The organism is Microbacterium sp. P03, assembly GCF_043556235.1.
Classification (GTDB): domain Bacteria; phylum Actinomycetota; class Actinomycetes; order Actinomycetales; family Microbacteriaceae; genus Microbacterium.
The window spans coordinates 25301-43976 of sequence record NZ_JBIGIM010000004.1; the positions used below are offsets into that span (position 1 = coordinate 25301).

Consider the following 18676-nt stretch of genomic DNA (forward strand, 5'->3'; position numbering starts at 1 on the left):
GCTCTCAGGTTGTGGGGCGCTCAGGGTGCACGGTGCTCGTTCCGGCGGGCGTAGGTCGCCGCGCTGCGGCTCGACAGCGCGAGCAGGATGAGGATGTCGAGCGCCAGGGAGATCAGGGTGCCGGCAAGCGTGATCTCCTGGCCCTCCGACCACCATCCGACGAAGGCCGCCGAGATCGAGACGACGGAGACGCACATGACGAGTACGCGCGCCAGGTTCTGCCCGCGCAGGATCAGCACGCTCAGCGTGAGCTGGACGAGCAGCACCACCGCCGTGACCACCACATAGATCTGCACGCCGGCGCTGAGGTCGTCGGCGCTCACCCGCTCCCCTCCGGACAGCACCGACAGCCACGAGGCCCACGGGGTGCCGTCGAGCATCACGGCACCGAGGACGGCCGCGCCCGACAGCACCCTCAGCAGCACGATCACCGCGCCGGCGACGATGCTCGCGGGTCGCTTCATCGCCGGCGCGACGGGCAGGGGCTTCGCCAGGTCGGCTGCGGGCTCGTAGGCGGCGCGCTTGGACGGCTCGCTCACGACGTCACCTCCCACGCGCGCGCAGCCGGTTCCGACGCCGTCCGCACGGTGACGGCTCGCACGTCGATGATCGGCAGATCACCGTCGGTGCGGATGCTGTCGCCGCCGCCGTTGCGCGCGTGGTAGCCGGTGGAGAAGTCCGCGAGCACCTCCACCGTCACCCTCGGATCGGCCGCCGTCACGGTCTGCACGATGTGGTTGCGCTCGATGTCGGTGTCGGCGTCGATCTTGTGCGTCACCTGAAGCGTGAACAGCGAGAGCCCGACGTTCGTGTCGAACGTCCCGGCGGCGAGCCACTCGACCCGGTGTCCACCCGGCAGGAGCCATCCCTCCGGGCTCTGCCAGAACCGCACGTGGTGACGCTGAGCGGGATTGCCGTCGACCTCCTGCTGATAGGCGAAGTCCTGCTGCCGCCCGAAGAGGAACAGCGGACTGACCGGCGCCTCGTGATAGCTCCGGCGGGTGATCGTCGACGCGATGATCCGCCAGGACGAGCGGAGCGTGACCGGGTCGGCCTTCGTCCAGCCGGCGTCCACGAGCGATTGCTCGATCTGATCGGCCGACCCCATCAGTGCCAGATTGACCGGGTCGCCCAGCAGACCGTCGCTCGTGCGGGTTCGTCCGATGAAGTAGTCCGGCACGTAGATCGTCGTGAGGATGCGGTGCAGTCGCGGCAGCACGAGATACGCCAGCAGCACCCAGAACACGATCGCCGCGATGATCCCCCACCACCCCAGCACGAACGTCTCGCTGAAGCTCAGATAGGCGAGCCAGATCGCGGCGAGCCCGGCGAAGACGAAGAAGAACCAGTCCAGCGCGACGCCACGGGAGTACCGCCGCGCGGCGCGCCGATCGGAGCGGGTCGAAGCGTCCGGTCTGGGGGACATGGCGACAGCCTAGAGGCGCGTCCTCATCAGCCCCAGAGGGCGATCTTCGGCTCGTACGCGAAGGCGTCGGCCGCGGCATCCGGGGCGAGTTCCGCGATCGTCGACGGCTGCCAACGCGGGGAGCGGTCCTTGTCGACGAGCTGCGCGCGGATGCCCTCGACGAGGTCGGGGTGCGTCGTGGCGAACCACAGTACGAGACCGTACTCCTGGGCGAGATCGGCGCGGAGGTCGGGCAGGGCGCGCGCCCTGCGCACGGCCTCCAGCGTCACGGCGAGCGCGGTGGGCGCGAGCTCGCCGAGCAGGTCGGCGGTCGCGGATGCCTCGGGCTCGGCGCGCGCGCGCAGCCGCTGCACGATCTCGCCGACGGTGTCCGCCGCGAACGCGTCGTCGATCCACGCTCGCGCGCCCTCGAGACGCGAGGGAGCCGGGGTCTCGTCGAACAGCAGGACCAGCTCGGTCGGCGTCGCGGGGTCTGCGCGCGAGCTGAGCGCTTCGCGCAGGTCGGTCAGGTTCGCCGACGGCACGAGGTGGTCTGCCACCCCGGCGTAGATCGCGTCCGAGGCATCCATCGTCGATCCCGTGAGCGCGAGGTACTCGCCCACGCGACCCGGCGCGTGGGCGAGCAGCCAGGTGCCGCCGACGTCCGGGGTGAATCCGATGCGGGTCTCGGGCATGGCGAGACGGGAGCGTTCGGTGACGACGCGCACCGAGGCGTGGCCGGCGAGCCCGATCCCGCCGCCCATGGTGATGCCGTCGGCGATCGCGACGATGGGCTTGGGATACTCCGCGATGCGGGCGTTCAGGGCGTACTCGGCGCGGAAGAACACCGACGTCTCCTCGGTGCGGCCCCCGGTGATCTGCTCGTAGAGGCCGCGGACGTCGCCCCCCGCGCACAGGCCGCGATCGCCGGCCCCGTCGAGCACCACGATGTCGATGTCGGGGTCGTGCTCCCACGCATCGAGGGCGGCGGCCATCAGCTCGATCATCCCGAAGTCGAGGGCGTTGATCGCGCGCGGTCGGTTGAGGGTCAGCCGGCCGACGCCCGCGTCTGTGCGGCGCAGGACGCGCGGTTCGGTCGGGTCGAGGGGGTCGCTCACCCTCGACACGTTACCGTCGCACCCTCGAGCAGCCCGGGTCGCGCCGCCGCTCGATTCCGGCTGATCGCCACTTTCCGGGACAATGGGACAAACGCCCCGCAACGAGGAGAGGTCTCAATGCCCGACGGACAGGTGCTCGAATTCTCGAACCTGACGAAACGGTTCGGGTCCGTCGCGGCCGTCGCCGGCTTCTCGGCACGGGTGGAACCCGGAATGGTGACGGGATTCCTCGGCCCCAACGGCGCGGGCAAGACCACGACCCTGCGGACGCTGCTGGGCCTGATCCGCGCTGACGAGGGCACCGCCACGATCGGCGGAAGCGCCTACCGTTCGCTGGCGCACCCCCTGCAGACGGTCGGCGCGGTGCTCGAGGCCTCCAGCTTCCACCCCGGGCGATCGGCGGCGAATCATCTCAAGGTCTACGCGCAGGCGGCCGATCTGCCGACGTCCCGCGTGGACGAGGCGCTCGGCGCGGTCGGCCTCGCCGACGCCGCGGGCCGCAAGGTCGGCGGGTTCTCGCTCGGGATGCGCCAGCGACTGGGGCTGGCCTACGCGCTGCTCGGCGACCCCGGTGTGCTGGTGCTCGACGAGCCGACCAACGGCCTGGACCCCGAGGGCATCAAATGGATCCGTGGCTTCCTCCGCGATCTCGCCCGGCAGGGGCGCACCGTGCTGATCTCGTCTCATCTGCTGTCGGAGGTGCAGCAGACCGTGGATGCCCTGCTGGTCATCGCCCGCGGGCGACTCGTCTTCCAGGGCTCGCTCGATGACCTCATCGATCCGTCGGAGTACTCCACCGTCGTCGACGCCCCCGACCGAGACGCCTTGATCGGCGCCCTCGAACGCGCGGGCCTCGCCTTCGAAGTGCTGCGCTCGGGGCTCACCGTGCGGCACGCCGACACCGTGCGTGTGGGTGAGGTCGCCGCCGGCGCCGGGATCGCGCTGTCGTCGCTGCACCGCCGCGGGCCGGCTCTCGAAGAGGTCTTCCTCGAGCTGGTCGACGGGACGCGGGTGCACGGGAGTGCCGGAACCGGGGCGAGCGCCCAGGCCGGTGCCGGAACGAGTGCCCCGCAGCCGGCTGTCGCGGCACACCAGGACGAAGCGCCGACCGACGACGAGGGGACGGGCCGATGAGCCTCGCCGGCGCGACCCGCGCAGAATCCACGAAGCAGTTCTCGACGTCGATGTGGTGGATCCTCGCCATCGTCCTGTTCGTCTACGTCGCCTTCACCGCATCCGCCCTGGGGTTCGTCCTCTCGGCCTCGGCCACCGGCGCGCTCGGCGGCGAAGGCCCCCAGGCGCCCATCGAGGGGATCTCGGCGACGCTGTACAGCACCGCCGCATCGGTCGGCTACGTGTTCCCGCTCCTGATCGGAACGCTCATGGTCACGGCCGAGTTCCGGCACAAGACCCTCACGCCGACGTTCCTCGCGACACCGCAGCGCACCACGGTCCTGTGGGCGAAGATCCTCATCGGCGTGGTGCTCGGCGTCCTGTACGCCGTCATCGGCATCGTGGCCTCGGTGGCACCCGCCGCCGGCTTCCTCGCCGGATACGGGCTCGACACCGACCTCTCCTCGAGTGACACCTGGGCGCTGCTCGGACGGATGGTCCTTGCCTTCGTCCTGTGGGTGCTCGTGGGCATCGGGGTCGGCGCCCTCGTGCGCAACCAGGTCGGCGCGATCGTCGGCGTGCTGGTGTTCACGCAGTTCATCGAGCCGATCGGCCGGGTCGCCGCATCGTTCGTCGACGGTCTGGCCGACATCACGCGGCTGCTGCCGGGCGCCGCGAGCGACGCCCTCGTGGGGGCCAGTATCTTCGGCGGAACCACCGTGTCGGGCGACGACGGCCTCTCGTGGTGGGGCGGCGGGCTCGTCCTGCTCGCCTACGCCGTCGTGCTGCTGGTGCTGGGCGCCCTGATCAGCTGGCGCCGCGACGTGGCCTGATCCGCCGCCGAGCGCAGCTCGCGTGCGACAGTCGGGATCAGACGGCGGGTGCCGGCCGTGGGGCGCGCCGTCGGCGTTTCGACACCGGCGTCGGGGCGGGCGCATCGGCGGCGATGTCCGCGACGTCGGCGGCCTCGGCGCCGGCGTCCCGTCGGAGCGCCTGCACGAGCGCGAGTCCGTGACGGGTAGACAGCACGATGCGCTGGAACTCGTCGTGACCCCGCAGGTCGATCACGACACCGGGGTTGTGGCGGCGGATGAGGGCGAAGTCCGTGCTGCCCGAGGCCTTCCAGCTGCCCATCGCGATCGTGCCGCGCACGTGCGTGCCGGGGCTGGGCACCCCGCGCAGCCACGTCCACGCGTCGTCGGTGAGCTGCACCTTCTCGATCTGCGCGCGGTCGACCATGACATTCCCCTTGCGGAATGCGAGTGTCCGCTCGATCCGCGACAGCACGACTTCGAGGTGCGCGGAGTCGAGCAGGAGGGTCACCATGCCCCCAGTCTGCCAGCGGCGCCTGCTCTCCACCTGGAGGTTTGCTTACGGACCGGCAACGATCGTGTGCGCCGTCGGCTCGACGACGGTGCAAGACTGGATCGATGACTCTCACCGATCCCGACCGCAGGGCGCCCGTGGCTGACCTGCGTCCGGTCTGGGATCGCCTCGACGCCGGTGTCCCGATCGACGCGGTCGACGCCGAGGCGCTGCTGTCCGCGACCGGCGCGGACTTCGACCGCCTGCTGCGGCGTGCCGGAGCTCTGCGCGATGCGGGGCTCGAGGCATCCGGGCGTTCCGCGGTCATCACCTACTCGCGCAAGGCGTTCCTCCCGCTCACCACCCTGTGCCGCGATCGCTGCCACTACTGCGTGTTCGTGGACACCCCCGGCCAGCTGCTCAAGCTGCACAAGCCGGCGTTCATGTCGCCCGAACAAGTGCTGATGGTCGCGCGCCAGGCGGCCGCGATGGACTGCAAGGAGGCGCTGCTGACGCTCGGCGATCGCCCCGAGGACCGCTGGCCGGAAGCGCGCGCGTGGCTCGACGAGCACGGCTACGCCTCGACACTCGAGTACGTGGCGGCGATGTCGCGCCTCATCACCGCGGAGACCGGGATGCTGGCGCACGCGAATCCCGGCGTGATGACCTTCGACGAGCTCACGGCGATGCGGCACGTCGCTCCGTCGATGGGGATGATGCTCGAGACGACGTCGCGGCGGCTCTTCGAGGAGCCCGGCGAGGTGCACTACGGCTCACCCGACAAGGACCCCGCCCTGCGGCTGGCTGTCATCGACGACGCCGGGCGCGCCCGCGTGCCGTTCACGACGGGCATCCTCGTGGGGATCGGCGAGACGCAGCGCGACCGTGCCGAGTCGCTCGTCGCGATCCGCGACGCGCACGTGCGACACGCTGTCGTGCATGCGGGTCGCACGCAGGGCCACGTGCAGGAGGTGATCGTGCAGAACTTCCGCGCGAAGCCCCGCACGGCGATGCAGTCCGCGCCGGATGCCTCGGTCCTCGAGTACGTCGCAGCCGTCGCCGTCGCCCGGCTCGTGATGGGCCCCCTCATGCGGATCCAGGTGCCGCCCAACCTCTCGGATCCGGCCGAATTCGACCTGCTGGTGCAGGCGGGCGCCGACGACTGGGGCGGGGTGTCGCCGCTGACCGCGGACCATGTGAATCCCGAGCGCCCCTGGCCGCATCTGTCGGAGCTCGCCGAGCGCACCGCGGCGATGGGCTTCACGCTGCACGAGCGACTGACCGCGCAGCCCGAGTACGTGCAGGATGCCGCGACCTGGATCGATCCGGGTCTGCATGACGCCGTGGCCGCTCTGGCCGACCCCTCGACGGGACTCGCGCGCGACGTGCACCCGACCGGTCGCGACACCGCCGCGCGGAACTCCTCGGAAACCGTCGGCGCCCCGACGGATGCGACCGATTCGCGGGGGACGGCGGCGAATGTGAGGAGTTCTGCACGCGACTCCGGAGTCGCCGGTCTCGCGGAGGCCGCTGCCGCCGACCCGGCGGCGCTGGACGACGGCGACTGGGCCGCGCTGCTGCGCGCGACGGGAGACGATCTCGCCGCACTCACCGCGGCCGGGGACGACGTGCGCCGCTACACCGTCGGCGAGGCGGTCAGTCTGGTCGTCAACCGCAATCTCACCTCGTCGGGGTTCCGCACGGTGGGGGCGGGTCTGTCCGAGGGGACGTTCGACCTCGACGATGTGCGTGCGATCGCCGCCGACGCCGCCGAGCTGGGAGCGACCGAGATCTGCGTGCAGGGGCGGGTGGCGGCGTCCGAAGACCCCTCGGCCTACATCGACATCATCCGCGCGATCTCCGAGGCCGCGCCGCGTCTGCACGTGCACGCGTACCGGCCGCAGGACGTGCGCGATCTCGCCGATCGCACCGGCGCCGATCTGGTGGAGACGCTGCACGCGCTCCGGGATGCGGGCGTCGACACGATGCCCGGCACCGGGGTCAAGGTCCTCAGCGAGCGGGTGCGCCGACGGATCGCACCCGACGATCTGGAGATCGACCGCTGGATCGAGGGGATCATCGCCGCGCACCGCGCCGGTCTGCGATCGACGTCGGTGCTCTTCTACGGACACGTGGAGACCGCCGCGGAGCGCATCGCCCATCTGCGCCTGCTGCGGTCGATCCAGGACGAGACGCGAGGCTTCACCGAGTTCGTGCCGATCCCGCTCCCCGGGCCTGCGGGCGGCGTGCCGCTCGTTCCCGGACGCGCCCCGCTCGACGAGCACCGCGCGATGGTCGCGGTCTCGCGCCTCCTGCTGTCCGGGAGCATCCCGCACATTCAGATCCCCTGGACCCGCGTCGGCCGTAGCCAGGCCGCCGAGCTGCTGCGCGCCGGAGGCGACGACCTCGGTGGTGCGCTCCTCGACGGACGCGTGCGACCCGATGCGGGCGTCGAGCACGGACAGGAGCTGCCTGCGTCGGATGCCGCGCGCCTCGCCGCGGGCCTGTTCCGGCCGTTCCGCCTGCGGACGACCGACTACCGGGAGCCGACCCCCGACGCGGAGCACCGCCGATGACCGAACGGGTCGAGGTCGCCGTCATCGGCGCCGGGTTCGCCGGACTCGGGATGGCGATGGCCCTGCGGCGTGCCGGCCGTGACTCCTTCGTGGTGCTCGAGCGCGCGGCATCCGTCGGCGGCACCTGGCGCGACAACACGTATCCCGGTGTCGCGTGCGATGTACCCAGCCACCTGTACGGCTTCGCCGCGCACCCCAACCCCGACTGGTCGGGCGTGTATGCGCGGGGAGACGAGATCCACCGATACCTCGAGGACGTCGCCGACCGCGAGCATCTCGGCGAGCGGCTGCGCCTGCAGACCTCGCTGCGCTCGGCGCGCTGGGAGGACGGCGTCTGGCGGCTCGAGACCGGCGGCGCCGAGCCGGGAGAACTCCACGCGGACGTGCTCGTGCTCGCGTGCGGACGGCTGACCGAACCGGTGGTCCCCGAGATCGACGGGCTCGCAGGCTTCGACGGCCCGCTGTTCCACTCCTCGCGCTGGGACCACTCCGTCGACCTCGAGGGCGCCCGCGTGGCGGTCGTCGGCACCGGCGCGAGCGCGATCCAGCTGGTTCCCGAGCTCGCCCGGACCGCCGCCCACGTCACCCTCTTCCAGCGGACACCCGCCTGGATCGTCCCCCGCGGCGCACGCCCCTACTCGGAGGCGGAGCGCGCGGCATTCACCGCGCACCCGGAGGAGCTCGATCGACTGCGGGCTGAGCTGTACACCGAGGGCGAGGCCCGGTTCGCGTCGCGATCAGGCGATGCCGCGGCATCCGTCATCGCCCGGCGAACGGCCGAACAGCACCTGGCCGGTCAGATCGGCGACCCCGCACTGCGCGCCGCGCTGACTCCGGACTACGCCTTCGGGTGCAAGCGCGTGCTGCTCTCCGACGAGTTCTACCCGGCGGTCGCCTCCGATGCGGTGACACTCGAGCCCTCGGCTCTCGCGGCCGTGGAAGGATCGGCGCTCGTCGCGTCGAGCGGCGCGCGGTACGACGCCGACGTCCTCGTGCTCGCGACCGGGTTCGCCTCGACGCAGCAGCCCTACGCCGCCCTCGTGCACGGCGAGGACGGGCGGACGCTCGACCAGCACTGGGCCGAGGGGATGACGTCGTTCGGGTCGACCGTGGTGACCGGCTTCCCGAATCTGTTCGTCCTGAACGGACCCAATGCGTCGCTCGGACACAATTCGTCCGTGCTCATGGTCGAGGAGCAGGCGGCGTACACGGTGCGGGCGCTGGCTCTCCGCGGCGAGGACCGCGCCGTGCTGCGCGTGCGCCCCGAGGCCGAGGCCGCCTACTCCGCAGAGATCGCGCGTGCCGCGCGCGAGACCCCGTGGATGACCGGCGGATGCCGCAACTGGTACGTCGACGAGCGATCCGGTCGACTCACCCTGCTGTGGCCGGGCACGGTCGATGCCTTCCGTGCGCGGCTGGCGCGCGCGGACGGGTCCGAATTCGCGGCCGCCACCGTCAGCGGCACCCTGCACGACGGAACATCCACACGAACGGGAGAACAGACATGACCGTACCGCTGCGATTCGGCTACAAGGCCTCGGCCGAGCAGTTCGGACCCACCGAGCTGCTGGAGTTCGGCGTACTCGCCGAGGAGATGGGCTTCGACTCGGTGTTCGTCTCCGACCACCTGCAGCCGTGGATGCACGACGGCGGCCACGCCCCGGCGGCCGTGCCGTGGCTCGGCGCGCTCGGTGCCCGCACGTCGAAGATCATCATGGGCACATCGGTGCTGACACCGACCTTCCGCTACCATCCGGGCGTCGTCGCCCAGATGTTCGCGACGCTGGGCGTCCTCTACCCGAACCGCGTCATCCTCGGCGTCGGAACCGGTGAGGCGCTCAACGAGGTGACGCTCGGTCTCGAATGGCCGGACCCGCCCGAGCGCTTCCAGCGTCTCAAAGAGGCGATCACCCTCATCGAGAAGCTGTGGGACGACGAACGCGTCACGTTCGACGGCACGTACTACTCGGTCAAGGATGCGACGATCTACGACCGGCCGCCCGCCGACTCGAAGGTGCCGATCTACATCGGCGCCGCGGGCCCGGCGGCGACCCGTCTGGCCGGTCGCATCGCCGACGGCTTCATCACCACGAGCGGGAAGGACCCTGCGCTCTACACCGACACGCTGCTCCCCGCGCTGGCCGAAGGCCTGTCGAAGGCCGGACGCGCCGAGGGGTCGATCGACACCCTCATGGAAGTGAAGGTCTCGTACCACCCCGACCAGGAGGTCGCCCTCGAGAAGACCCGGTTCTGGGCACCGCTCGCACTGTCAGCCGACGAGAAGATGGGCGTGCACGACCCGATCGAGATGCAGCGACTGGCCGACGAACTGCCGATCGAGCGCGTCGCCAAGCGCTTCATCGTCTCGACCGATCCCGACGAGCACGTGGAGCGCATCGCCCAGTACGTCGACCTCGGTTTCCGCCATCTGGTGTTCCACGACCCCGGCCACGACCAGGAGGAGTTCCTCCGGATGTACGGCGCCGAGATCCTGCCGCGCCTGCGCGCGCGCTTCGGGGAGTGACCGGCGTCAGCTGGGCCGTCGTCATCCCCGTGAAGCCGGCCGACCGCGGCAAGTCGCGGCTGCGCGTGGACGGTCTCGACGAGATCGGCCGCATCACCCTCGCCCGCGCGATCGCCCTCGACACGATCGCGGCGGCGGCCGCATGCGCCGAGGTGGCGCAGGTGCTCGTCGTCACAGAGGACGCCTCGTTGCCCCTGCTCGCCGCCGACATCCCCGGGCTGCGGTTCGTCGCCGAGGGCGATGCTCGCGGGATCGACGAAGCGGTGGCTGCGGGTGCCGCGGCGGCGGGCGAACGGATGCCTCGCGCGGCGCTCCTCGGAGACCTCCCGGCGCTCCGGTCCGAGGACCTCGGCGCCGCGCTGGTGGCGGCCTCCGCGGTCGATCATGGTGTCGTCGCCGACGCGGAGGGCACGGGGTCGACCCTGGTGACCGCCCGTCCGGGTGTGCCGTGGACGTCGGCGTTCGGCCAGGACTCCTTCGCGCGGCACGTCAAGCTCGGGTGCGTCCCGCTGCAGGTGCCGGATGCCTCGACCCTTCGTCGCGACGTCGACACCGCCGATCAGCTCGACGAGGCGGCGCTCACCGGCCTCGGCGAGCGGACGGCCCGCGCACTCGGCGGCGCGCGGAGGGCCGTGTAGGCGATGCGGACCGTACCGTCGACTGCTTCGACCACGCCCGCATTAGGCTGAACGCGATGTTCCTTCTCCAGCCCGGTGCGCGCGCATGACCGACAATCCCCTCGTCGCGGCACCGATCGACACGGCCACCCCGTTCTCGGGTGCCGGCCTGCTCGACTCGGGCACGCAGCTTGCCGCCGCCATCGACTCGGGCAGCTGGGTGGAGGGCGGTGTCGCCGCTCTCGGCGTCGCGCTCGACACGGCGGCGACCGTGATGGATCCCCTCGGCTCGCTCATCGGAGCCGGGCTCGGCTGGCTGATCGACCACTTCGAACCCTTGAAAGGCTGGTTCAACGATCTGACGGGGGACGCCGGCGAGGTGGCCGCCTTCGCGCAGACGTGGGCGAACATCCAGGCGCAGCTGCAGGCGTCCGGCGATGAGCTGACGCGGGTGCTCGCCGATGTCGATGACCTCCACGGCGAGGCGATGGACGCCTACCGCCGATTCCAGCAGGATGCGGCGGGGCACATCACCGGCGCCGCGAGCTGGGCGGGCGCGATGTCGACCGGCCTGAGCATCGCCTCGACGATCGTGCAGGTCGTGCACGATCTCGTCCGCGACGTGATCTCGCAGCTGGTCGGATCGGCGATCTCGTGGGCTGCCGAAGCCGTCTTCTCCCTTGGTCTGGCGACGCCCTGGATCGTGTCGCAGGTCACGACGCGCGTGTCGTCCCTGGCGGCGACCGTCGGTTCGAAGGTCACGACGCTCATCCGATCGGTGAAGTCGCTGTCGAAGCTGCTCGACGAGCTGAAGGTGCTGCTTTCTCAGGCCGACGAGCTGTTCGCGAGCGTGCTGCGCGGTGGACCGCCGTCGGCTCCGCGGACGCCCGGGACGGACGTGGCCGTACCGCACGACGCACCGGGGCCGCCGGCATCGATCGGTCATCCGCTCTCGGACGACGAACTGCAGATCATGATCGACAACGGGTACCACAGCTCGGTCTTCGGCGATCAGATCGCCCCGCTCTACGACCGATCGGGTGCCACATTGGGTGGGCCGAACTCCGACGTCTGGGCGATGCCCACAGAGGATGCCGCGCAGATCGGCTCGGTCGCGCAGGCGGCGCGGGAGACGGGCATGGCGCCCACCGTGCAGAACGCCCACCTCAACGGCGGCGACGTCTATGCCGTGCATTTCCCCGTGGACCCCGCCGTGCTCCGACGGCCGACCCTCGCCGATTCCGGCGGGTGGCCGCACTTCTACGAAGACCCGACCAACCTCGGCTCGACGTATGGTCACACCGCCGTCAACACCGGCAACGGGTCGTACCTTCTCAATCAGACGCGGGAGACGCTGGTGCCGGGTGGCAACGCGGTCCCGGGCGGCGCGGTGCTGACACACCTCGAGGACGGTTCGTGGGTCGTGGTGAGGCGCTACTGATGACCTTCGAACTCGGATGCCCGGTCTGCCACGAGGGCTTCTCCTCCGGCGGGGAGCCGACCTTCGTCATCGCGACGACTCCCACCGATCTGCTCTACCGCTGCCGGGTCTGCGAGACCTGGTGGGTCGGCGACAGCCACTCACTGCATCCCGTCACCCCTGCACAGGCCCACGAACGCTTCCCGGAACAGGTGTCCGCATGACCACGACCGACGTGCCCCTCCTCGACCGAGCGATCGCGAAGGCGCGCGACCGCGCGCTGACCATGCAGTCCGTGCTCTGGACGCTGGCCGCCTCGACGATCTACGTACCCAGCGGAGCCGACCCGGGGCCGGATCGCGCGGGGATGCGCCCGGTGTACTACCAGAACGGCGAGACGCGGATGCTGGCCGCCTTCACGTCGCCGGATGCGGCCTCGACGCTCGGTGAACTCGCACCGTTCGTGGTCGCCTTCTCGGGTGAGGACCTCCTGCGGACGATCCCGGTGAGCGAGGGTCTGGTCGTCAATCCCGGCGCCGCGCTCGGATTCGACATCGCGCCCGAGGGTCTCGCCGCGTTCCGGCAGGAGATCGCGTCCTGAGCGGGCCGCGCACGGATCAGACCAGCAGGTAGACCGCGCCGACGATCGTCAGGATGATCACCAGCCGCTCGAAGAGCTTCTGGTCGATACGACCGGCGAGCCACCGGCCGAGCAGCGCGCCCGCCACCACCGCGGGCACGAGTGCGAGGTCCATGAGCACCTCGGGGACGGTGATCAGGCCGAGGCCGACCGAGAACGGCACCTTCGTGAGGTTGACGAGGGCGAAGAACCACGCGGCGGTGCCGAGGAACTCCTTCACTTCGAATCGCGCCGCGAGGAAGTACATCGACATCACGGGGCCACCGGCGTTGGCGACCATCGTGGTGAAGCCGCCGAGCGTGCCGTACGTGGCCGCGGCGACCCGCTGCCGGCCGCCGATCTGCGCCTGCTCCTGCACGCGCGCCTGCACGCGGCGCCGGAACAGCGTGATCGCGATGAGCACGAGGAGGATCACGCCGATGATGCGCTTCACCCACTGATCGGGCGTGAACGCGAGGAACACGACGCCCAACACCACACCGACCAGCACCGCGGGGGCGAGTCGCAGCAGCACCGGCCAGTTCGCGTGGCGACGATAGGTGAGGACGGCGAACACGTCGGCCACGATCAGCAGCAGCAGCAGTGCACCGGTGGACTGCCGCGCCGGCAGAAGGGCCGCGAAGATCGCCACTGACAGGATCGTCGCGCCCGGCAGTGCGGTCTTGGACACCCCGACGGTGAAGGCTGCGATCGCCAGCAGCAGCCACGCGACCGCGGTCAGCTCGGGCACGTCAGACGCCGACCGCGTCGAGCGCAGCGTCGACGATGTCGGCGGAGGCCGCGGCATCCGTCATCCACAGCGGAGTGACGATCGGCCGGATGCCCCGCCCGGCGACCTCGGGGGCCAGTGCGCCGTCCTCCTCGGCCAGGAGCCACGCGTCCAGCAGGCCGCCGTCGGCGCGCGCGCCGTAGTGCGCCGCCACGGCCGACGCGGAGGTCTCGACGCCGATCGCCGCGAGGCAGACGTCGGCCATGCCGCGGACGACCCGGCCGCCGATGATCGGTGCCACACCGACGACGGGCGCGGAGGTGGAGGCGAGCGCCGCACGCATACCCGGGACCGCGAGGATCGGACCGAGAGAGACGACGGGGTTGGAGGGAGCGAGCAGCACGACGTCGGCGCCGGCGATCGCCTCGGCGACACCCGGGGCGGGTGCGGCGTCGCCGATGCCGGGGTTCTCGAACGCGGCGGGCTCGAGCGCGGCCCGGTGGCGCGTCCACCACTCCTGGAAGTGCATCCGTCTGCCGTCGCGCAGTACGACGATCGTGTCGGCCTCGGTGTCGGTCATGGGGAGGAGATGCACGCCGAGCGGCCATCGCCGCGACATCCGGCCGATGACCTGCGTCGGGGTCAGGCCGTCGCGCAGCCAGCCGGTGCGCGCCAGGTGCGTCCCGAGGTCGAGATCGCCCAGTGTGAACCACGGCCAGCCCGCGCCCCAGGCCTGGAGCTCATGGTTGACGCGTTCGGTGTCGCCCGCCCGTCCCCAGCCGCGCTGTGTGTCGTTCTCCCCGGCGAGGGCGTAGACGATCGAATCGACGTCGGGCTGCAGCCTCACCCCGCTCAGCCAGAGGTCGTCACCGGTGTTGACGACCACCGTGGCCTCGGGGGCGCCGCGCCGGGCGAGGGCCGCGCGCACACCGAGCGTGAACTTGGCACCGCCGACCCCGCCGGCGAGGACGACGACGCGCGGCGAAGAACTCATCCCTCCAGCCTAGGCCGGGCCGACGGGCGCTGCGGTCCGTCGGGAGGGCGCTCCCGGGACGGTCAGGGAGCGACGGCAGCCGCTGCGGCGCGAGCCGCGGCGGGAAGCGCGTCCAGCACCCGAGACAGAGCCCGCTCGTCGTGCGCGGCCGTCAGGAACCACGCCTCGAACACGCTCGGCGGCAGCGAGACCCCCGCGTCGAGCATCGCGTGGAAGAACGGCGGATACCGCCACGACTCCTGCGTCAGGGCCTCAGCGTACGTGCGCGGCGATGACGGCAGGAACGCCACCCCGAACAGCGAGCCGGCACGGGGGACCGAATGCACGACGCCCTCCGCCGACAGCGCGTCCGACAGTGCGGAGGCGACGACGGATGCCGCGGCATCCACTTTCGCGTACACCTCGGGCGTCGCAAGCCGGAGAGTGGCCAGACCGGCCGCGACCGAGAGCGGATTGCCCGACAGCGTGCCGGCCTGATAGACCGGCCCCACCGGGGCGAGGAAGTCCATGACGTCGCCGCGACCACCGAGGGCTGCCAGCGGCATTCCGCCGCCGACGACCTTGCCGAACGTGAACAGGTCGGGGGTGTAGCGCTCCCCCGCCTCGTGCTGGAGGCCCCAGTAGCCGGCCGGGTGCACGCGGAACCCCGTGAGCACCTCATCACTGATCAGGAGGGCACCGTGCTCGTGCGCGATGTCGGCGAGCGCGGCGTTGAAGCCGGGGAGCGGCGCCACGACACCCATGTTCGCGGCGGCGGCCTCGGTGATGACCGCGGCGATGCGGTCGCCGTGCACCGCGAAGACCTCACGGACGGCGTCGAGGTCGTTGTACCCGATGACCAGCGTCTGAGCGGCGACCGGTGCGGGCACACCCGCGGAGTCGGGCAGTGCGAGCGTCGCGACGCCCGAGCCGGCGGCCGCCAGCAGGCCGTCGGAGTGTCCATGGTAGTGCCCGGCGAATTTGACCAGCAGGTCGCGGCCGGTGAAGCCGCGTGCGAGGCGGATCGCGGTCATCGTCGCCTCCGTGCCGGTCGACACCAGCCGGACGCGTTCGATCGGCCGCGCTTCGCCCACGGCCACCCGGCCGGCGATGAGCTCGGCCAGCTGCACTTCACCCTCGGTCGGGGCGCCGAAGGACAGGCCGCGGGATGCCGCGTCCTGCACGGCCGCGACGATCTCGGGGCGCGCGTGCCCGAGCAGCGCAGGGCCCCACGAGGCGACGAGGTCGACGTACTCCCGGCCCGCGACATCGGTCACGTACGGTCCGCGCGCGGAGGCGAGGAACCGCGGCGACCCGCCCACCGACCCGTAGGCGCGCACGGGCGAGTTGACGCCGCCGGGGATCACCCCGCGCGCTTCGGCGAACAGTTCGTCGTTGCGATCGGTCACGTGGCTCGGCTCCTTCGATGTTCGGGATTCAGTCTGCGCCTCTGCCCACCGCGGCAGAAGATCGGCATCGTCCGCGTCTGCTACTCGCGCAGCCAGCCGGCGGCCTCGACCGCCCAGTAGCTCAGCACGGCGTCGGCACCGGCACGGCGGATCGCCAGAAGCGACTCGAGGATCGCGCCGCGGCGATCGATCCATCCGTTCGCCGCAGCCGCTTCCACCATCGCGAACTCTCCCGACACCTGGTAGGCCCAGACCGGGACGTCGACGGCGGCGCGCACATCGGCCAGCACATCGAGGTACGGCAGCGCCGGCTTGACCATGACGACGTCGGCGCCCTCCTCGACATCGAGGAGCGCCTCGCGGAGACCTTCGCGCGCGTTGCCGGGGTCGAGCTGATACGTGCGGCGATCGCCCTGGAGCTGGGAGTCGACGGCTTCGCGGAAGGGGCCGTAGAACGCCCCCGCGTATTTCGCCGAGTAGGCCAGGATCATCGTGTCGCTGAAGCCTTCGGCATCGAGCGCCGCCCGCACGTGCCCGGTCTGGCCGTCCATCATGCCGGAGAGCCCGAGCATCGCCGAGCCCGCCCTGGCCTGCGCGAGCGCCATCGCCGCATAGCGCTCGAGGGTCGCGTCGTTGTCGACCGCGCCGCCGGCCGTGAGCACGCCGCAGTGACCGTGATCGGTGAACTCGTCGAGGCAGAGGTCGGTCTGCACCACGAGCGCGTCGCCGATCTCGTCGGCCACGGCCCGCGTCGCGATGTTCAGGATGCCGCGGGGATCGTCCGCCCCCGATCCCCGGGCGTCGCGCACGGCGGGCACGCCGAACAGCATGACCCCGCAGATTCCGGCGGCCGCGGCGTCCGTCACCGCAGCCTTGAGCGAGTCGACCGTGTGCTGCACGACGCCGGGCATCGACGAGATCGGCGCCGGATCGGAGATCCCCTCGCGGACGAACAGGGGCAGGACGAGCTGGGCGGGGGCGATGCGCGTCTCACGCATGAGCGCGCGCAGCGCAGGGGTCTGCCGAAGCCGACGCGGCCGGTGGACGGGGAAGCTCACCGGGAGAACTCGTCGGACGCGTGGGGCAGCGCGAAGTGCGACACGGCTTCGATGAGCGAGTCGACGGTCTGGCGGTCGGCCACCACATCGACCGGCAGACCCGCGCGCTTGGCGTCTTTCGCGGTGCGCGGGCCGATGGCCGCGATCACGGTCGACTCGGGGATCTCGGGGAACTGCTCCTGCACCTGCTCCGCGACCGATCCGCTCGTCACGAGGATCGCGTTGATGCGGCCGCTGCGCACGTCCTCGGCGATCTTGTCGGTGACCGGCACCCCGACGGTCCGGTACGCCACGACGCTGCGCACGCGGTGCCCCGCCTCGATCAGCATGCGCGTGAGCACCGGCTTGGCGATCTCGCTGCGGAGCGTCAGGATGTCGCGCGGCTCGGGCTCGATGGCGATGAGCTGTTCCGCCATGCCCGCCGCGGAGTTGTCCTGCTCGGGGATCAGATCGACCCGGTAGCCCATCGACTGCAGGGCGGCGGCCGTGGTCTCGCCGACCGCCGCGAGCCGCGTGTGCGGGGGGACGGTCGCCCGGTAGGCGTACAGGACGTCAGCGGTCGTGGCGCTCGTGACGGTGAGCCACTGGAACGCCCCGGCCGCGAGATCGGCCAGCGCCTCGTCGAGGGCGGCCTGGTCGTTCGTGGGGGCGAAGTTGATGAGAGGGGCGACCACCGGGGTGGCGCCCCGGGATCGGAGGGTGGCGGCGACGCTGTCGCCCCATGGACCGCCGCGCGGCACAAGCACCCGCCAGCCGGCGAGCGGCTTGGGTGTCGTGGCGATAGGGGAAGTGTTCATTGGGTCGACTCTCGTGTTACCACGTCGGCCGCCCCGCGTTCGAGCAGCCGACGAGCGACTTCAGACCCGGCGCGCGCAGCACGAGCGATCGGGTTCGCGTCGTCGGCAGCATCCGCACCATTGCCGCTGCCCTTGTCTCGAGCATACCCCGGCGTCAATCGGATCGTTCGGTCCAGCGCGATGCGGTGCGAACCGTCGAGTTCGTAGACGACGGCACGGATGCGCAGGTCGCCGTCGGCGATGTCGGCGTAGACCCCGACCGGCGCGTGGCATCCGGCCTCGAGCGTCGCGAGAACCGCCCGTTCGGCGGTGACCGCGATGCGCGTGGCGTCGTCCTCCAGCAGCGCGATCGCGGCGCGGAGGTCGGCCTCCGCGTCCTCGCGCGTCTCGATCGCGAGCGCGCCCTGGCCGGGGGCCGTCGGCCACTCCGTCAGGCCCAGCGCCTCGCGCTGCAGTCCGCCGTCGTCGGGGTCGAGACGGGCCAGGCCCGCCGCGGCCAGCACCACGGCGTCGAGCTCACCGTCGCGCACGCGCCCCAGGCGGGAATCCACGTTGCCGCGCAGGTCGCGCACGTCCACGCGCGGGTTCCGTCGTCGCACCTGCGCCACACGGCGCGGAGAGCCGGTTCCCACCGTCGCGCCCGACGAGAGCGACTGCAGCGGCGTGCCGTTCTTCGTCACGACGACGTCGCGAGCGTCGGCGCGCACCGGGGTCGCGGCGATCACCAGACCATCGGGCTGTGCGGTCGGCAGGTCTTTGAGCGAGTGCACGAGCAGATCGCACTCCCCCGCCAGCAGTGCTTCGCGGAGTCGAGTGGCGAACACCCCGGTGCCGCCCAGCGACGCGAGCGAGGCACGGGTGACGTCACCCTCCGAGACGATCGGGACCAGGTGCACCGGACGACCGGATGCCGCGGCCAGCGCGTCGGCCACCTGCTGCGACTGCGCCAGGGCGAGGGCGCTGCGCCGGGTGCCGAGCCGGAGCGCGACGCCGGTCATGAGCGCACCGCGCG

General features: G+C 71.5%; 19 protein-coding genes. 9 read left to right on the top strand and 10 right to left on the bottom strand.

The genetic code is table 11. The annotated features are described in order from the left end of the window. Positions 1 to 20: 20 nt before the first annotated feature. Genes ACFXOO_RS11460 through ACFXOO_RS11470 form a run of 3 tightly spaced genes read right to left on the bottom strand, consistent with a single transcriptional unit; the run spans position 21 to position 2523 of the window. Positions 21 to 539: a hypothetical protein gene (locus ACFXOO_RS11460; protein WP_378843304.1), complete on the bottom strand. Its 519-nt coding sequence runs from the start codon at positions 537 to 539 to the stop codon at positions 21 to 23. Beyond that, on the bottom strand, positions 536 to 1426 hold the full coding sequence (locus ACFXOO_RS11465) for an LssY C-terminal domain-containing protein (RefSeq protein WP_394563637.1): 891 nt from the start codon (positions 1424 to 1426) through the stop codon (positions 536 to 538). The genes ACFXOO_RS11460 and ACFXOO_RS11465 overlap by 4 nt, the downstream gene beginning before the upstream one ends. A 26-nt stretch (positions 1427 to 1452) precedes the next feature. Beyond that, positions 1453 to 2523 (bottom strand): enoyl-CoA hydratase/isomerase family protein, encoded by a 1071-nt coding sequence (locus ACFXOO_RS11470; protein ID WP_394563639.1) that lies wholly within the window; start codon positions 2521 to 2523, stop codon positions 1453 to 1455. A gap of 117 nt (positions 2524 to 2640) precedes the next feature. Between ACFXOO_RS11470 and ACFXOO_RS11475 the strand changes: the two genes are divergently transcribed. Both ACFXOO_RS11475 and ACFXOO_RS11480 read left to right on the top strand, forming a co-directional pair. Continuing rightward, positions 2641 to 3657 carry an ATP-binding cassette domain-containing protein gene (locus ACFXOO_RS11475; protein ID WP_378843298.1) on the top strand — a complete coding sequence of 339 codons (1017 nt, stop codon included), beginning with the start codon at positions 2641 to 2643 and terminating at the stop codon, positions 3655 to 3657. Beyond that, on the top strand, positions 3654 to 4469 hold the full coding sequence (locus ACFXOO_RS11480) for an ABC transporter permease (protein WP_378843296.1): 816 nt from the start codon (positions 3654 to 3656) through the stop codon (positions 4467 to 4469). Before ACFXOO_RS11475 ends, ACFXOO_RS11480 begins: the two co-directional genes overlap by 4 nt. Before the next feature lie 37 nt (positions 4470 to 4506). On the opposite strand, the gene ACFXOO_RS11485 is transcribed toward ACFXOO_RS11480, so the two are convergent. Beyond that, positions 4507 to 4962: a hypothetical protein gene (locus ACFXOO_RS11485; RefSeq protein WP_378843294.1), complete on the bottom strand. Its 456-nt coding sequence runs from the start codon at positions 4960 to 4962 to the stop codon at positions 4507 to 4509. A 104-nt stretch (positions 4963 to 5066) separates the two neighbouring features. On the opposite strand from ACFXOO_RS11485, the gene cofG reads away from it, so the two are divergent. The 7 genes from cofG to ACFXOO_RS11520 all read left to right on the top strand — a co-directional run bounded on the left by cofG (position 5067) and on the right by ACFXOO_RS11520 (position 12679). Continuing rightward, on the top strand, positions 5067 to 7517 hold the full coding sequence (gene cofG / locus ACFXOO_RS11490; protein ID WP_394563641.1) for a 7,8-didemethyl-8-hydroxy-5-deazariboflavin synthase CofG: 2451 nt from the start codon (positions 5067 to 5069) through the stop codon (positions 7515 to 7517). Beyond that, a complete protein-coding gene (locus ACFXOO_RS11495; RefSeq protein ID WP_394563642.1) occupies positions 7514 to 9025 on the top strand; it encodes a flavin-containing monooxygenase in 1512 nt (503 codons plus the stop codon). The genes cofG and ACFXOO_RS11495 overlap by 4 nt, the downstream gene beginning before the upstream one ends. Next, positions 9022 to 10041: a glucose-6-phosphate dehydrogenase (coenzyme-F420) gene (gene fgd / locus ACFXOO_RS11500; RefSeq protein ID WP_378843289.1), complete on the top strand. Its 1020-nt coding sequence runs from the start codon at positions 9022 to 9024 to the stop codon at positions 10039 to 10041. The genes ACFXOO_RS11495 and fgd overlap by 4 nt, the downstream gene beginning before the upstream one ends. Continuing rightward, the gene (gene cofC / locus ACFXOO_RS11505) at positions 10038 to 10679 is read left to right on the top strand and encodes a 2-phospho-L-lactate guanylyltransferase (protein WP_394563644.1); all 642 of its coding nucleotides are present in this window, start codon (positions 10038 to 10040) and stop codon (positions 10677 to 10679) included. The genes fgd and cofC overlap by 4 nt, the downstream gene beginning before the upstream one ends. 85 nt (positions 10680 to 10764) lie before the next feature. Beyond that, on the top strand, positions 10765 to 12099 hold the full coding sequence (locus tag ACFXOO_RS11510; protein WP_394563647.1) for a WXG100 family type VII secretion target: 1335 nt from the start codon (positions 10765 to 10767) through the stop codon (positions 12097 to 12099). Then, the gene (locus tag ACFXOO_RS11515; RefSeq protein ID WP_378853144.1) at positions 12099 to 12302 is read left to right on the top strand and encodes a hypothetical protein; all 204 of its coding nucleotides are present in this window, start codon (positions 12099 to 12101) and stop codon (positions 12300 to 12302) included. The genes ACFXOO_RS11510 and ACFXOO_RS11515 overlap by 1 nt, the downstream gene beginning before the upstream one ends. Next, entirely contained in the window at positions 12299 to 12679 is a 381-nt protein-coding gene (locus ACFXOO_RS11520) for an SseB family protein (RefSeq protein WP_378853142.1), read from the top strand. Before ACFXOO_RS11515 ends, ACFXOO_RS11520 begins: the two co-directional genes overlap by 4 nt. A 16-nt stretch (positions 12680 to 12695) precedes the next feature. Here ACFXOO_RS11520 and ACFXOO_RS11525 read toward each other — a convergent pair whose 3' ends face one another. The 6 genes from ACFXOO_RS11525 to hemC form a co-directional block, all read right to left on the bottom strand. Then, positions 12696 to 13448: a sulfite exporter TauE/SafE family protein gene (locus ACFXOO_RS11525; protein WP_378843279.1), complete on the bottom strand. Its 753-nt coding sequence runs from the start codon at positions 13446 to 13448 to the stop codon at positions 12696 to 12698. A 1-nt stretch (position 13449) separates the two neighbouring features. After that, positions 13450 to 14421, bottom strand: coding sequence for a 2-phospho-L-lactate transferase (gene cofD / locus ACFXOO_RS11530; protein WP_394563649.1), 972 nt, complete (start codon positions 14419 to 14421; stop codon positions 13450 to 13452). A gap of 62 nt (positions 14422 to 14483) precedes the next feature. Next, complete coding sequence (locus ACFXOO_RS11535) at positions 14484 to 15809, bottom strand: glutamate-1-semialdehyde 2,1-aminomutase (protein ID WP_394563650.1); 1326 nt, start codon at positions 15807 to 15809, stop codon at positions 14484 to 14486. A gap of 80 nt (positions 15810 to 15889) precedes the next feature. Continuing rightward, positions 15890 to 16867: a porphobilinogen synthase gene (gene hemB / locus ACFXOO_RS11540; RefSeq protein ID WP_394563652.1), complete on the bottom strand. Its 978-nt coding sequence runs from the start codon at positions 16865 to 16867 to the stop codon at positions 15890 to 15892. Then, positions 16864 to 17664 carry a uroporphyrinogen-III synthase gene (locus ACFXOO_RS11545; protein WP_378843271.1) on the bottom strand — a complete coding sequence of 267 codons (801 nt, stop codon included), beginning with the start codon at positions 17662 to 17664 and terminating at the stop codon, positions 16864 to 16866. Before ACFXOO_RS11545 ends, hemB begins: the two co-directional genes overlap by 4 nt. Further along, positions 17661 to 18662 (bottom strand): hydroxymethylbilane synthase, encoded by a 1002-nt coding sequence (gene hemC, locus ACFXOO_RS11550; protein WP_378853134.1) that lies wholly within the window; start codon positions 18660 to 18662, stop codon positions 17661 to 17663. The genes ACFXOO_RS11545 and hemC overlap by 4 nt, the downstream gene beginning before the upstream one ends. Between the last annotated feature and the right edge of the window lie 14 nt (positions 18663 to 18676).